Genomic DNA, 13,824 nt, shown 5'->3' on the forward strand with positions numbered 1-13,824 from the left:
GTTCGATGAACTGCGCATCGCGCAGTTCATCGACCCCGAGTCCAGCGCTTGCGCTGGTCCGGGTCCAGGGGTGGACAACCCCTGGTCGGGGTCCGGGGTGAAACCCCGGCGCGACGCTGCAGCAGCACCACCCTCTCAGGGTGCGAGCGTCGCGAACAGGACGCGGCCGACGGTCGGCTCGCCCTGGATCCACACGACCGCGGCGCGATCCTTCGGTCCGCCGATGGCCACCTGCGGCGAGAGCGCATGATCTCCCGCGGGCGAGAGGACCTCGATGAGCCCGAAGCCTGCTGCGCTGCCACGCCGCGCCGCCACGCGGAAGTGATCGCCCACCTCCTCGCTCCATGCCACGATCACCCCGCCATCTCGGCCGACGGCGAGCACCGGCGTGATCGCCTGCGTCGCACCTTCGGTCGAGAGCACGAGGGGCCGATCGCCCGGATGAATCCACGTCCCGTCGGGCGCGCGCTCCGCGAGGTGCACCGCGGCCCCTGTGCCCGTGTCCTCGGACCAGGTGACGTACAGGTGACCGAGCGGATCGAACGCTGCGCGCGCATCTCGACACTTGCCCTCGGGTTGCGAGAACGTATCTGCGAGGTCTGCGGGCTGCGTCCACGCGCCGTTCGCGTCGCGCGACGCGAGGTACACTGCGACGCCGCCTTGCCCCGTCTCCTGCGTCCACACCACGACGCTGCGACCGTCCTCGGCGAGGGCGGGCTTCGGGTTGCAGATGGGATCGTTGTCGACGGGCGCGCCTGGGGCCGAGAGATAATCGTCCACGCCTGGCCGGGAAAACGCGCCTTCCGCGCCGTTCCGTTCGCTCATGAACGCCATCAGCTGGCTGCCGGCCGACTGGTACCAGGACACGAGCGCGTCGCCGCGCCCGTTCACCGTCACCTGCGGCGCGTTCGAAAAAAAAGAGGGCGGCGAGAGCACGTCGTCCTCCGCGGACGGCCCTTCCCACGCCTCGCCCGGGCCCTTCCGGCGCGCGAGCGCGACGCCGTAATGGGAACCGTCGTACCACTGGTTCCACACCTGCAGGATCTCGCCCGACGGCCGCGCCGCGAGCCGCGGCTCGTACGCCTTTTCCCCGGAGGACACACGATCCGCGACGGACATCGGATCCGTCCATGTCCCGTCCGGCGCGCGTTCGCTCCGGTAGACGTCGCCCTCGGCGCCCGTGATCGACTGACGCCACGACACGACCGCGTCGCCCGCTTCGCCGCCGATGACGACGCCCATGCCGGCGAAACCGGGCAGCACGGCGCTCGGCTTGCGCAGGGACAAACCTGCGTCCGTCTCCTCGGCGACGACGACCACGTCCGCGCCGGGCACGGTCGCCTCGTCCCACACGAAGAGCCCGCGACCGCGCCCGTCGATCGACGCGTACACGCGGCGCGCCCCGGGGCCGCCGATCACCTGCGAAGCCGCGGGGTACGTCCAGGTGCGGACGCGACAAACGCCCCCGTCGGCCACGCTCCAGGCAGGACAGCAACCGCCTTCGGGCAAGGCGCGCGTGGGGCCGCACGTGCAGGCGACGGGGTCGTCACAGGTGACTTCGACCTCGCCGCATCCGAGTGCGCCGAAGCCGAGGAGGAGCAGAACAGCGTGGAGACGTGTCATGGAACGGAGAGCCGACGAGCCCGGGTGAGCGACGTGAGAAAGACGCGGAGATCGGCGCGCTCGGACTCCGAGAGCGCGGCGAACGCGTCGCGCGCGGCCTGCGCCTCGCCGCCGTGGAGCAGGATCGCGTCCTCGAGGGTCGGCGCGCGCGCGTCGTGCAGGTACGGGCGGCTCCGCGCGATCCCCCAGAGCGGGCGCGTGAGGAACGTGCCCGGACGAACCCCCCGATCCGCCTGCTTCTCGGCGAGCGCGGGGCCCATGTCGTGCCGCTTGAGATCGCTGTAGAGGTAGACCCGCAGCGGGCCTCCGTCGATCGGCGGCGCGATGCGCGGGACGGCCGCGTCCTTTTCGAGATCGACGCGAACGGGAGCGCCGCCCTCGCGGCTCGGGAGCGAATACACGGCGCTCTCCAGCGTGAGCGCGGGGATGTGGCAGCTCGCGCAGCCGAGCGCCTGGAAACGCGCCTCGCCCGCGCCGAGGCGCACGATGTGATCCTGATCCTCGGGCGGATCCGCGATCGGCACCTCCTGCATGGCGAGGAAGAGCGCGAGCGCGGTCACCTGGCCCTCGCGGATCTCGTCCTTGACGCCGTCGCCGTCGGGGTCCGTCCCGCCAAACGCGCCGATGCGCGCGGGCTCGGCGTGCGCGACGAGCCATGTCGATTGCATGCCGTGGTGGACGTTGAGCTCGTCCTCGACGACGTCGCGCAGCGACGCGAAATGCCCCTTCCAGCCGAAGGGTTTGACCACGAGATCGGTGTCGACGCCGAGGAGGCTCGTTCCGTCGATGCCGCCGTCGGGCCGCGCTTCGAGCTCGCCGAACGCGACGCCTTTGGCCACGAGCTGGCTACGCGCGGGTTTGCCCTCGGCCTTCGCCTTCGCGACGAGCGCGTCACGCGCGCGGGCGAGCTCGGCGCTCATCTCGCGGGCGAGGAGCTCGACGAGGCCCGCGCCGACGAGCGAGGGCGGGTTGCGCGCGAGCGCGCTCGATTGTCGATCGCCGTCGCCGGCGAGGTACGTGTTGTCCGCGCCGTCGCCCGCGCCGCCGGGGCCGCCGCGCCAGTGGCACGAATCGCACCGCATGGCGTCGGGGCCGCCGCGGCGACCCTCGTGAAACCGCGTGAGGTGCGGTCGATCCTTGCCGCCGTAGCCCATCTCGGGCGTGAACGTGGCGTGGAAGATCTGCGCGCCGAGCTGGAAGATTTCCTCGGGCGAATGGACGCCCGCTTCGAGGTCGGATTGCTCGATGCGGATCGAGCGCGCGAGGTGGCCGGGATCCGCGGCGTCGAGGAACCGATGCTCGCGCCTGCGCGCGTCACGCGCGAGGGCATCATACGCCTGGCGCTCGAGGTCTGGATCGAGGTTTGTCGTGTACACCCCGAGCGCGCGCGCCGAGCCTTTCTGCGCCGTGGGCACGGGCGCCGGATCGAGCGCGCATGCCGCGAGCGTGGTGACCACGAGCGAGAAGACGAGCGCGCGTTTCATTGCAGCACGTGGACCTTCGGCTCCCGCGTGAGCGAGAGCAAAAAGACGTGGAGGTCCTTCTGGTCCTCGGGATCGAGCGCGCGGAACGCGTCCCGCGCGGCCGCGGCCTCGCCGCCGTGGGCGAGGATGGCCTCGGGGATCGTCGCGGCGCGGCCGTCGTGCAGGTACGGCGCGGTCTCGGCGAGTCCCCAGAGCGGGCGCGTGAGGAAGACGCTGCGCGGAATGTCGAAGGCGCCGTCGTGCGGATCGGCGAGCTCTTCGCCCATGTCGTGCCGCCTGAGATCGCTGTAGAGCTTCACGAGGCTCGTGCCGCGCGGCTTTTCGCCGTCGCGCATCAGATTCAGCTCGACCGGAGGACCACCCGTCGTATCGGGCCACTCGTCCCATCGCACGTTCGCGAGCGGCAGCTCCGGATGATGGCAGCTCGCGCAGCCTGCTTCCTCGAACACGGCCATGCCGTTCGACCAGCGCGCGCGCAGGCCCGGATCGTGCGGCGGCAGGATCACCGGCGTCTCCAGCATCGCCATGTACACCGCGGTCGCCGTCAGGATCCCCTCCTCGATCTCGCGTTGCACGCCGTCGTTATCGGGATCCCACCAGTTCGGCCCCGCGCCGAGGTGCGGCACGTCGGGCTCGACCTGCCAACCGAGCGCGAGCACGTGCGACTGGACGCCGAAATGAATCCGCGCGGCGTCCTCGGTGAAGCGCCGGAGCCGCGCGATCTCGCCCTTCCAGCCGAAGGGTTTGACCACGAGATCCCGATCCACGCCGACGACCGCCGACGTATCGAGCGAGCCGTCCGGATGCGCCGTGAGGCTGCCGAACGAGACGCCCTTCGATTCGAGCGGCACGGTCACGTCGGCGCCGGTATCCGCGGCCTTCGCGAGCGCGTTGGTGCGGGTTTGTCCGAGCTCGAAGGTCATCTCGGCGCCGAGGGCCTGGACGAACCCGAGGCCGAGCACGTGCGGCGCGTTTCGCTGGTTCGCCGAGGAAGCCCGGTCGCCGTCGCCGAGGAGGAATGCGTTCTGCGTGGGAGCGCCCGCGCCGTCGGGCCCGCCGACGGAGTGGCAACCCGCGCACGAATACGTGTCGAGCCCGCCGCGCACGCCCGAATGCACGCGGGAGAGCCCGGGCAAAGGTCGATCGCCGAAGCCGTCCTCGCCGCGGAACTCGTGCGCGAAGAGCGCATCACCGAAGGCGAAGAGCCGTTCGAGATCGTAGGCGCCGAGATCGATGTTCGTCTGCAGCGCGAAGATATGCTCGCGATCCTCGCCCTTCTCGGCGGCCTCGAGGAACTCCTCGACGCGCTCGAGCGTGGCGAGCGAGAGGGCGGCGCCGACGCCCTCGTCGAGATCGGCGGAGGAAGGGGCATCTCCGTGGGGCCAGGGAATGGGCTCCTCGCCCCCGGCGGCCAAAAGGCCGGCCGCCAGGGGGAGGACGAGCGCGAATCCGAAACGGCGGAAGGCGCTCATGACCCGTTTTCCATTCGTCAGGGTTTCTGGCAGACGGGGAAGCAGCACGGGATGTAGCGCTGCACGCCGCCGCAATCGAGGCCGGGGCCGGCGAAGCCGTCCGCGGGATCGCCGCTGAAGCCCGGGTTCGCATCGAGCGTGAACGCGCCCGCGATCGTGCCGGCCGTGTTCGTGACGGTCACGAACTCGCCGTCGTCGATGTGGTTCGTCATGTACGTCCAGTTGTTGCAGCGGCCGCCCGCGCCCACCGGATAGGACGTGCCGCCGATGGTCGTCATCGTGGTACGATTGACCCACGCCGTGATCATGCCGCCGGCCGGGACCTTCGCGGTGATCTTGGCGACGTCGACCGGGTGCGCGGCCTGGTTGTTGAAGATCTCGGCGAGCTGCTCGTAGTCGCAGACGCCCGCCGCGCCGATGGCCTGGCACATCTTCGTGCCGGCCTCGTAACCGAGGCTGCCCATGTAGCTCCACTGCGAGGCGATCGGCGCCGCGGTGAAGTCGTTGAAAATGAGCTTGCCGGCGCAGGGATCGACCGGGGCGTCGGGGCCGGCGTCCGGGAGCTTGCAGTCGTCGGGGCACATGTCGCCGACCTCGTTCTGGCCGTCGTCACAGTCCTCGCCCGACTGGACGATCTTGTCGCCGCAGTACGGGTTCTTGCACTTGTCCGAGCACTCGTCGTCGGGCACGCAGTTGCCGTCGTCGCACTCCTCGCCCGGATCGATGGTGCCATTGCCGCAGACGACCGCCGTGGAGCCGCCTTCCACGCACGTCACAGGGCCGCCGCCGCCGCTGCCGCTGCCGCCGGGGCCGCTCGACCCGCAATCACAGGCCTCGTAGCCATTGCCGGCCGCGTTGCAGACCTGCACGCCCTCGAGCCCGCCGGCGCAGATGCACGCGGCGGTGGATCCGGGAATACAGCCAGCAGGGCCGCCGCCCGAGTTCGAGTTGTCTCCGCCGCTGCATGCCTGGGCGAAAAACGCCGCCAGGCCGAGCGCGGTCAACGGTACGAGAATCGATTTGATAAAGCTATTACGCATGCTCCACTCCCGATGCTTCTCCCCACGACGCCGTCACGCGATGGACCAGCCTCTTAGTTAAACAAGGGCGGTTCGGTGGGTCAACACATAAATGTCGCTGAAAACCCGTTCGAGAAGCGCTCGCCGAACGGCGATTCGCGTACATTCATTCGCAGTCGAAAGGCGCACGCGCACGCGGCACGAATATGCAAATTACCGCAATGCGTCGTGAGACAGCCGACGCACCCGGGGGTCGTACGCGCGAGGTTGGTGCAATGGGCGGGCAGCGCGTCAATCGCGGCTGCCCTGCAAGACTTCACTGGAGCTTGAACATCGCCATCGCGGTCTCGCCGCTCTTGATGGCCACGCTCCTCGATTTCGTGGCGCCGCTCGCAGGCTTGCAGCTCACCGAATAGGTGCCCGGCGAGAGCGAGAGCTTGAGCGTCGACGTGGTGCCCTTGGAGGCGCCGTTCACCGAAAACGCACACGTGCCGCCGACCGCGACCGCGACGAGCGTGCCGTTGCCGCCGGCCGCAGGCGCAGCCGTCGGCGTCGCCGTGGCCGTCGCCGTGGGAGGCGCCTTCGCCGTGCTCGTGGCCGTCGCCGTGGATTTCGGGGTCGCGCCGCTGTTCGGCGTCGTGCCAAAAGGCGCAGTGCCGCCGCCTGCATTGCCGCCCGCCGCCGGCTTGCCGGTATTCGGATCGCCGGCCGGAGGCGTGTTCACCGCGACGGGATCCTCCGCCGGCGGAGGCGTGGTCTCGGTCGTGGCCGGCGGCGGCGCCGTGGCGGCCGGCGCGGCCGTCGTCGTCTGCGGCGGCGCGACGGCCACCGGGCCCGCGCTGTCCGCCGTGGTCCCCTCCCCGCCCTTCTTGTCGCCCCCGACGAGCAGGAGCACGAGGATCACGGGCACGAGCACGGCCGCGGCCGCAAGGCCGCCGAAGAGGATACGTCGATCCTTTTTCGGGGCGAACGGGTTTGGCTCGACCACCCCGGCGGCCGGGCCCGTGCCCGGCGGCGAGATCACGGCCCCGGACGGCGTCGTCGGATCGGGGCGTCCCGCGGCCCACGTATTCTGCGCCGGGCGCGCCCCCGCATCGGGAGCGCCCGAAGGGCCGAGCACCGAGGGCCCCATCCCGCTCGCCGCGCCCCCGAAGACGGGGCCTCCGCCGGCGGGATTCGGGAAAGGAACCGTGCCCGGCGTTCCCGCCTTCGCGTCCTTGGGCGGGCCGGGCGGCTGCGGGACGAAATCGCCGGCGAGGAACATGGTCCGTTCCATTTCGCCAAGCGCCGCGGCCGAGCTCTGGATACGCGTGACGGACTCCTCGTCCTCGATGTCGAGCTCGGTGATCTGGCCACCCCCGGACGCGCGCGGGGGCGGCGTGGGCGCGGGCAAGGGCGGCGGCGGGACGGAGCCGGTCTTCTTGCGTTGCTTGGCCGCGTGGGTGATCGCGCCGATGCGATCGATGATCACCTGCCCCTCGGCCGTGACGTACGGCCGGAGCGCATGCGCGAAGCCGTGCACGTTGGCGAAGCGGCCATCGACGTCCTTGGCCAGCGCCCAGCCGAGGATCTGATCGATCTCGGGCGGCAGATCGCGGCGGAGCTGCGTCGCGGGGCGCGGCTCCTCTTTCGTGATCTGGAGCATCAACATCGCCATCTCGCCCTCGAAGGGCGGGCGCGCCGTGAGCAGGAAGTAGAGGATCGCGCCGAGCGACCAGACGTCGGCCCGCACGTCGATGCTCTTCGCTTTCCGCACGATCTCCGGCGAGGAGTAGGGCGAGAGGCCGAGCATCGTCGTGGCCGTCATCTCGCCCGCCATCGGCGCGGCGACGTCGCGCATGAGCTTCGCGGTGCCGAAGTCGATGACCTTGAGGAAAGGCGCGCCGCCGACGCGCGTGGTCACGAAGAGGTGCTGCGGCTGGAGCTCGCGGAAGATGATGCCGTGCCCGTGCGTCTCGGCGACCGCCTCCGCCGCCTGCAGGATGAGCAAGCAGGCCTCCTGCAAGGGCAAGGGGCCGCGGGTCTTGACGTGCGTGGCGAGGTCCGTGCCTTCGAGGAACTGCCGGACGAGGTAAAACGTGCCGTCCTGCTGGGTGCCGACGTCGATGATGCGCGCGACGTGCTCGGATTCGAGCTTGGCGAGCGTGCGGGCCTCGCGCCGGAATCGCTCGAGCTCCTTGTCGTCGGTCTGGCCGGCAAGCAAGAGGCGGATCGCGACCCGCTGGTCGAACTCGGTGTTGAAGGCCTCGACGAGGACCCCGTGCCCCCGGCCGAGAATGGTCCGGATGCGGTACTTCCCGGCCACGAGGCCGCCCGGGCGAATTTCGTCAGGTCGCATGTTTCGGATCGTGGCGGCGTCGAGGAAAGCCGCGGGGGCATTCTGGCACGTCTCGGGTCTCGGGTGGTACTTCCCGCGATCGCTTCGCGGGATCCCCTACTTCAAGGGCTCGATCGCCGCCGTGCAGGAGGCCGCCACGGTGGCGGCGTCCTTGAAGCCGAGCCAACCGAGGATGCAAAGATCCCCGGGATCCTGCTCGTTCACGATCTTGCCGCCCTTGTGCCGCTCGAGCCCCCGCGCCTTGTTGACGAGCAGGAGCTTGTCGGCCGTGGAGCCGAGATCGTCGACGACCTGCTGCATGGCCGCGGGATCGAGGTTGCACACGGCCGCGTAGTTCGACTCGAGCTCGAGCTGCGTCGTCGCGGCGCCGCCGGAGACGTTGTTCTCCACCGGATGGCGCAGGCCGAGCTGGCCGTAGATGCGCATCGGGCGCGTCGGCTGGCCGTGGCAATCGAGGGTGCCGCAGCGGCGCTCGAGATACGGCGAGACGCTCGCCGTGAAGACGGCCGGGTTCGGACACCCGTACGCTTCGAGCCCCGCCTCGCCCACGCAGCTCGAAGCCCCGAAGCCGAGGCCGAAGAGCCCCGTCGCGAGGACGCCGAGCGCCGCGAGGGAGCGCCGGCCGAGCGCCGCCCGGAGCCGTTCACGCACGTTCCTCTTCACGGCGCACCTCCACCACAGATGGGATCCGTGTCTCCGTCATCGACGAGCACCACGCCGGCCGAGTCTTTGCCGGCGCCATTTCCGGGCCTGTCGTCCGAGGGCAGCTTGTGGCACGCGGCGCACGAGCCCTCGCGGCCGATGATCGAGTTCATGCTGCGCTGGCCGGCCCTCACCTTGAGCGGGAAGGTGAGGTCGGCCCATTTGTCCTTCTCGATGTAGAAGTTGCCGGCCGCGTTCGTGCACGCGAAGCGCGAGGGCCCCGCCGAGTCGAAGATCTCGACCTTCACGTTGGGCGCGGCCGCGAGGGCGCCCATCGAGGTCTCCTTGTACACGGTGCCGGCGATCGCGAACGCAGGCGCGTCGCCCCCGTACGTGGAGTGGCAGGACAAACACGGCTGACCCGGCCGGTGCAGCGCGCTCGGCGACCCGGTCTCCGCGGGCAAACCGTCGATGACCTCCTGCGGGATGGGGTCGTTGCCGTTGCAACCAAGGGCGCCCAGAGAGGACAGGGCGACGGCGAACGAGAGCGCGGCGACGAACCGCCCGCTCGATACGGGGACCATCAATCGACCTCCAGCTCCAGGGTCACGGCGGTGAACAGGCCGAACCGGTTGAAGACGTAGATGTGGTCGAAGTACTGGTTGTAGAGGCCCTCGACCTGGAGCTGCGCCGAGAGCACGCGGGCGAGCGCGTACCTCGCGTTGGCGCCGAGCGTGAAGCCCATGAGCGCGCCGAGCTCGCGATCACTCGTGCGGTACTCGGGGACGCTCCACCCAGTCGCGGTCTGCGTGGCGACATAGGCGCGGTTCCAGAAGTCGACCGACGACTGGATGTTGAAGCGCAGGTGGCTGCCGAGGCGCAGGTCGTCGTTGACGTCGAAGAAGAAGCGCGCGTCCGTGGTGCTCGCCATCTGCCCCCACGTGTCGACGTAGAGGCGTTCGTCGCCGCGGATCGTGGCCTTCTCGAAGCGCTTGGCCGCGCGCCCGACGAGCGCGAAGCGGCTGCGCTCGGTGGGGAGCTGCTCGAGCGGCGCGAAGGGCAAGCGGTTCTGGCTGACGACCTCTCGCGTCGCGCCGAGCGGGATGCGCGAGGCGATCGCCTGCGAGAACATCGGGATGTGGCGGTACGGCTTCGAGGTGTCGCCGAAGACGAGCTCCGCCGTGCCACCGACGACGACGATCGTGCTCGGATCGATCACGAGCGAGACGCCCGCGTCGATCGTGTGCCGCAGGATGTCCTCGCGGAAGACCTCGAACGGCGTGCCCGCGCGGCTCAAGGCGTCGAAGCCGATGTTGTACGCGAGCGTCGGCGTGACCATCTTGCTCTTGAGGTCGGTGCTCACCGCGACGCCCACGCTGCGCGCGAGGTAGTCCGGCTCGACCGAGACCGCGCCGTTCAAGCCGATCTTCGCGGGGCCGACCTTGAAGTCACCGGAGAGCGATCCCGCGTAACGCCGCTCGTTCCACCGCCGCGACGCCGTGGCCACGATGTCGGGCGACGCGGTGCTGACGACGTCGACGATGAAGCTGCCGCCGACCTGCCAGCCCGCGGTCGGGTTCTCGCCGGAGATGTACGCGGCGGGCGACACGACCGTGGTGTTCAGCGTGTCGGTGTAGAACATCGTCTCGACGCCGGCCTTCAGCGTGAAGCCGCGGCCCTTGCCGCCGGTGTCGATACAGCGCTGCATGTCGGCCGGCGTGCGCGCGGCCTGCATGCACTGGAAGACGGCGCTGTTGTTGCCGCCCGCGTTGCCCTGATCGACGTTCACGGTGATCTGCTCGCCGCGATCGAAGGCCTCGGTCGACTTGTACTGCGCGGGGAATTTGCCGCGTTTGCCCTTGGCCTCGATCGTGGCCTTGCCGGGGTTGTGCGGGATCGGCTGCTTGACCTTGTCGGCCGGGACGACGACGCCGTCGATCTTGACCTCGACCTCGCTCCACGAGCTCGGGATCTGCAGCGTGATCGTGGGCGTGTCGATCTGGAGTTTTTCGAGGAGCGCCTTCGCCTCTTCCCCGACGGCCGCGTTGTTCTCTTCCTCGGCGTACTTCGCCGCGATCTGCGCGTCCGCGGCAGCTTCGAGCAAGAGGCCGCCGGCGTCCTGGCACTTCGCGAGCATGAGTTTGCCCGCGGCGAACTCGCTCGACGTCGCCATCTCGGCGATGAGCGTCTGCATGCACCCGCTCCAGTCCTTCTGGGCGAGCGCCGCCTGCGCCGTGGTGACCGACGCCATCTGCTGCTTCGTGGGCGGCTGGCGCGAAGGACCGAGCACCTGCCGCGCCTCGGCGAAGGTCTTCTCGAGGTCCTTCGTGGCCCACTGTTTGTCGAGCTTGACGTTCGCGTCTTCCTTGAGGGCCGACTCGAACGCCTTCTTCGCCGCGTCGAGCTTCTTCTTGCCCGCGCCCTGGATGACGCCGATCGCCATCTGGATCTCGGCGCGCACGCTCGGCTCGCAGGCCTTGCCCTTGCACGCCTTGAGCGCCGCATCGAGCCTGCCGAGGGCCTTGTCGTACTTGCCCTCGACGAACTCGTTCATCGCCTCGGCGACCGCGACGAGGCCGTCAGCGTCCTTGTCCCCCGCGTACGAAGGCCCGGCGTCCGTGAGCCCGACGAGCGCGAAGACGGCCGTCGGCAGCAGGAACGCGCGGATCAGTTGTCGGGCGCGCCGCACTTGATCCACTCCTCGATGGTCGTGTACTCGGTCTGGTTGAGCCGCGCGTCGTCGACGGTGTCGTCGGGATCGACCTTCGGCATGAGCGAGCCGCAGTTCGGCGGCTTCGTGACCCCCATCTCGACACGAAGGTTGCACAGCATCTTCGAGTTTTCCGCTGCTTCACACGCGATGTAGGGCCCGTTCGCCACGGTGAGCCCGAGGAGCTCGGTGCGGAGCGTCTCCGCGTTGCCCGCGGTCAGCGAGATCGTGCCCGCGCCCATGCCGTGACACTGGGCGTCCGCGCACTTGCCCTTGGCCTCGAGGATCGGGACCACGTCGTTCGCGAAGCTCACGGCGCACATGGAGTCGCCCGTGCAGGTCACGCCGCCGGACGACGAGGAAGCCCCCGCGCCTCCCACGACCTCTGCCGGATCGCCGTAAGGCGGGATCTCCTCGGTGGCGCATCCGGCGACCGCCATGGGGAGCGCCGCGAGCGCGGCGAGAAGGAGGATGGATGAGCGATCGAGCATGTTACCGGGCAGGCTCGCCATCATACCCGGGCCCGTGAAAGAGGGACAAGCTCTCCTGTCAGGGATCGGCCGCGGCTCTCCCGATCGCCGCGAGGACCTCCTCCACGGTGCACAGGCCCGAGAGGCGCGCGGCCTCGTGACCCTGCGCGTCGAACACGATCGTCGTCGGCAGGGTGCGCAGGCCGTAGTGCGCGAACCGGAGCTCGGTGTCGGGGGTGTCGGCCGAAAGATCGAGGCGCAACGCCACGATCGGCGTGCGCTGGAGCAGGATGCGCGGATCGGACCAGACTTCCCGCGCCATCGCGATCGAGGCTGCGGACCAGTCGGCCGAGAGGAACACGAGCAGAGGCAAGCCCTCCCGCGCGGCGCGGGCGCGTGCTCGTGTTTCGTCCGTCTCCCACACGAGCGGCCTCGGACGCGACGACGTCGTCGTTTCGCTCTGCCCCGCATCACCGACGGCGACGACGGCGGGCGCGTCGCCGGGGATCGCCACGACGGGCATGGGCTCGGGCGCGCGCGCGGCGCACGCGGCGAGGCATGCCCATACGACGAGGACAAACGCGCGTGGATCGTGTGAGGGTTTGGAAGGACGAACGAGGGGGATTGGGGCGGGGCTCCGCGAGATCGAGCTTCGGGAGCCCCCTCCCGGGAGGTTCACTTGCCCTTGGCAGAGCAGCGCATGGCGCACATGAGATCGCCGGGCGCGCAGCCGCAGGAGCTCGGCTTCGGCGCGGTCTTCGCGGTGGACGCGGGCGCCGTGCCGCCGCCGGTCGTGGTCCCGGTGCCGGCCTTCGTCGTCGCGCCGCCGCCCGCTTTCGTCGTCGCGCCGCCGCCCGCTTTCGTCGTCGCGCCCTTGTTCGCGACCGCGGACGCGCTGGCCGCGGGCGCTTCGGTCTCGGCGACCGAAGGCGTCGGCGCGGGCGGCGCGGTCTCGAGCGGAGGCGGCGTGGTCGCAGGCGCGGTCGACTGCGCCGTCGGTTGCTCCGGCGGCGGATCCCCCTTCATGACCATGAACGCGCCGACGATCGCGCCGACCGCGACGAGCGCGCCGAGGCCGATGAAGAGCGGCGTGCGGTTCTTCTGCGGCTTGGTCTCCTCGGGAATCGGGATCGGCGCTGCAGCGGGCGCCGTGACGGGCGGCGCCGCGAGCTCGAACAGGCCGCCGGAGTCGCCGAGCAAGCTCGCCGCCGCGCTCGCGGCCGGAGGCGACGCCGCGCCTGCGGCGAGCGCCTTCAGGTCGATGAGGCCCGAGTCGTCGGAGTTCGTCGACTTCGACGGCGTCGACGCGAGCGCGCCGAGGCTGCTGAGGCTGCTCGCGGCCGACGACGACGAGGTGGCGGCCCGGTTCGTCAGCGCGCTGAGCGAGAAGAGCGCGGACTGCTCTTCCTTGCCGGCGCCGATGCGCACGGGCGCAGGCGCCGCGCGGGGCGAGGAGCCGCCGATGCCCGAGGCGCTCGTCGACACGTCGGAGGCGCCGTCGGAGCCGAAGAGATCGCGCGCTCCGCCGCGGGCCCCGTCCTTCTTGACGGCGGCTCGCGCGGGCTCGGGCGCAGGCTGCGGCGCGCTCGCGCCTTGCGCGGCCGCGTTGAGCGCGTCCACGATCGCCTGCACCTGCCCGAGGGGCTGCCAGTCGCCCATGCCATCGGCCCAGACGTAGGTGTCTGCGGTGATGACGGAGCTGTTGTAGGCTTGGACGATCTCTTGCAGCGACATCGTTCGCTGATCGCCTTCGGCCACGTTGATCTGGTACGCCCCGCCGTCCGCCGCCGCCTCTTCGGCGCCCGCGGCCGAGGCGGCGTCGGCGTTCGTCGTGGTCGCCCCGCTGCTGTTGACGAGGATCGTCGCGCCGCACTTACGGCACTTGATCTTGACGGTCTTGCCTTGGACCTTCTCGTCCGAAACCGTGTACTTCGACTGGCAAGATTGGCAGGTGATCTTCATGTCGCGTCTGGTTCGGAGGGTCGACTGTTTACCTGGAGTCGGTCTTCGGTCGAAGACTTTACCAGGGCGCCCTGTCGTTTCGGACCTTTCCTGACGTATCAGCC

General features: G+C 70.2%; 11 protein-coding genes. All 11 read right to left on the minus strand.

Annotated features, from left to right (window positions below; translation table 11 throughout):
- Positions 1-135: 135 nt before the first annotated feature.
- Positions 136-1,623 (minus strand): hypothetical protein, encoded by a 1,488-nt coding sequence (locus QHF83_RS36315; RefSeq protein WP_282422624.1) that lies wholly within the window; start codon positions 1,621-1,623, stop codon positions 136-138.
- Complete coding sequence (locus QHF83_RS36320; RefSeq protein ID WP_282422625.1) at positions 1,620-3,107, minus strand: di-heme oxidoredictase family protein; 1,488 nt, start codon at positions 3,105-3,107, stop codon at positions 1,620-1,622. The genes QHF83_RS36315 and QHF83_RS36320 overlap by 4 nt, the downstream gene beginning before the upstream one ends.
- Entirely contained in the window at positions 3,104-4,579 is a 1,476-nt protein-coding gene (locus QHF83_RS36325) for a di-heme oxidoredictase family protein (RefSeq protein WP_282422626.1), read from the minus strand. Before QHF83_RS36325 ends, QHF83_RS36320 begins: the two co-directional genes overlap by 4 nt.
- A 17-nt stretch (positions 4,580-4,596) precedes the next feature.
- Positions 4,597-5,619, minus strand: coding sequence for a DUF4215 domain-containing protein (locus QHF83_RS36330; RefSeq protein WP_282422627.1), 1,023 nt, complete (start codon positions 5,617-5,619; stop codon positions 4,597-4,599).
- A 295-nt stretch (positions 5,620-5,914) separates the two neighbouring features.
- Positions 5,915-7,936 carry a serine/threonine-protein kinase gene (locus QHF83_RS36335; RefSeq protein WP_282422628.1) on the minus strand — a complete coding sequence of 674 codons (2,022 nt, stop codon included), beginning with the start codon at positions 7,934-7,936 and terminating at the stop codon, positions 5,915-5,917.
- Positions 7,937-8,032: 96 nt separating this feature from the next.
- On the minus strand, positions 8,033-8,599 hold the full coding sequence (locus QHF83_RS36340) for a hypothetical protein (protein WP_282422629.1): 567 nt from the start codon (positions 8,597-8,599) through the stop codon (positions 8,033-8,035).
- Positions 8,596-9,162 carry a hypothetical protein gene (locus QHF83_RS36345; RefSeq protein WP_282422630.1) on the minus strand — a complete coding sequence of 189 codons (567 nt, stop codon included), beginning with the start codon at positions 9,160-9,162 and terminating at the stop codon, positions 8,596-8,598. The genes QHF83_RS36340 and QHF83_RS36345 overlap by 4 nt, the downstream gene beginning before the upstream one ends.
- Positions 9,162-11,267, minus strand: coding sequence for a DUF3570 domain-containing protein (locus QHF83_RS36350; protein ID WP_282422631.1), 2,106 nt, complete (start codon positions 11,265-11,267; stop codon positions 9,162-9,164). Before QHF83_RS36350 ends, QHF83_RS36345 begins: the two co-directional genes overlap by 1 nt.
- Positions 11,246-11,779 (minus strand): hypothetical protein, encoded by a 534-nt coding sequence (locus tag QHF83_RS36355; protein WP_282422632.1) that lies wholly within the window; start codon positions 11,777-11,779, stop codon positions 11,246-11,248. Before QHF83_RS36355 ends, QHF83_RS36350 begins: the two co-directional genes overlap by 22 nt.
- A gap of 58 nt (positions 11,780-11,837) precedes the next feature.
- Positions 11,838-12,281: a thioredoxin family protein gene (locus QHF83_RS36360; RefSeq protein WP_282422633.1), complete on the minus strand. Its 444-nt coding sequence runs from the start codon at positions 12,279-12,281 to the stop codon at positions 11,838-11,840.
- Positions 12,282-12,433: 152 nt separating this feature from the next.
- Positions 12,434-13,720: a zinc-ribbon domain-containing protein gene (locus QHF83_RS36365; RefSeq protein WP_282422634.1), complete on the minus strand. Its 1,287-nt coding sequence runs from the start codon at positions 13,718-13,720 to the stop codon at positions 12,434-12,436.
- Between the last annotated feature and the right edge of the window lie 104 nt (positions 13,721-13,824).

The sequence above is a fragment of the Polyangium sp. 15x6 genome, assembly GCF_029960785.1.
Classification (GTDB): Bacteria; Myxococcota_A; Polyangia; order Polyangiales; family Polyangiaceae; genus Polyangium.

Excerpts from the sequence above, each read along its gene's own strand:
- QHF83_RS36315 (WP_282422624.1), bottom strand. The coding sequence starts at position 1,623 with ATGACACGTCTCCACGCTGTTCTGCTCCTCCTCGGCTTCGGCGCACTC.
- QHF83_RS36320 (WP_282422625.1), bottom strand. The coding sequence starts at position 3,107 with ATGAAACGCGCGCTCGTCTTCTCGCTCGTGGTCACCACGCTCGCGGCA.
- QHF83_RS36325 (WP_282422626.1), bottom strand. The coding sequence starts at position 4,579 with ATGAGCGCCTTCCGCCGTTTCGGATTCGCGCTCGTCCTCCCCCTGGCG.
- QHF83_RS36330 (WP_282422627.1), bottom strand. The coding sequence starts at position 5,619 with ATGCGTAATAGCTTTATCAAATCGATTCTCGTACCGTTGACCGCGCTC.
- QHF83_RS36335 (WP_282422628.1), bottom strand. The coding sequence starts at position 7,936 with ATGCGACCTGACGAAATTCGCCCGGGCGGCCTCGTGGCCGGGAAGTAC.
- QHF83_RS36345 (WP_282422630.1), bottom strand. The coding sequence starts at position 9,162 with ATGGTCCCCGTATCGAGCGGGCGGTTCGTCGCCGCGCTCTCGTTCGCC.
- QHF83_RS36355 (WP_282422632.1), bottom strand. The coding sequence starts at position 11,779 with ATGCTCGATCGCTCATCCATCCTCCTTCTCGCCGCGCTCGCGGCGCTC.
- QHF83_RS36360 (WP_282422633.1), bottom strand. The coding sequence starts at position 12,281 with ATGCCCGTCGTGGCGATCCCCGGCGACGCGCCCGCCGTCGTCGCCGTC.
- QHF83_RS36365 (WP_282422634.1), bottom strand. The coding sequence starts at position 13,720 with ATGAAGATCACCTGCCAATCTTGCCAGTCGAAGTACACGGTTTCGGAC.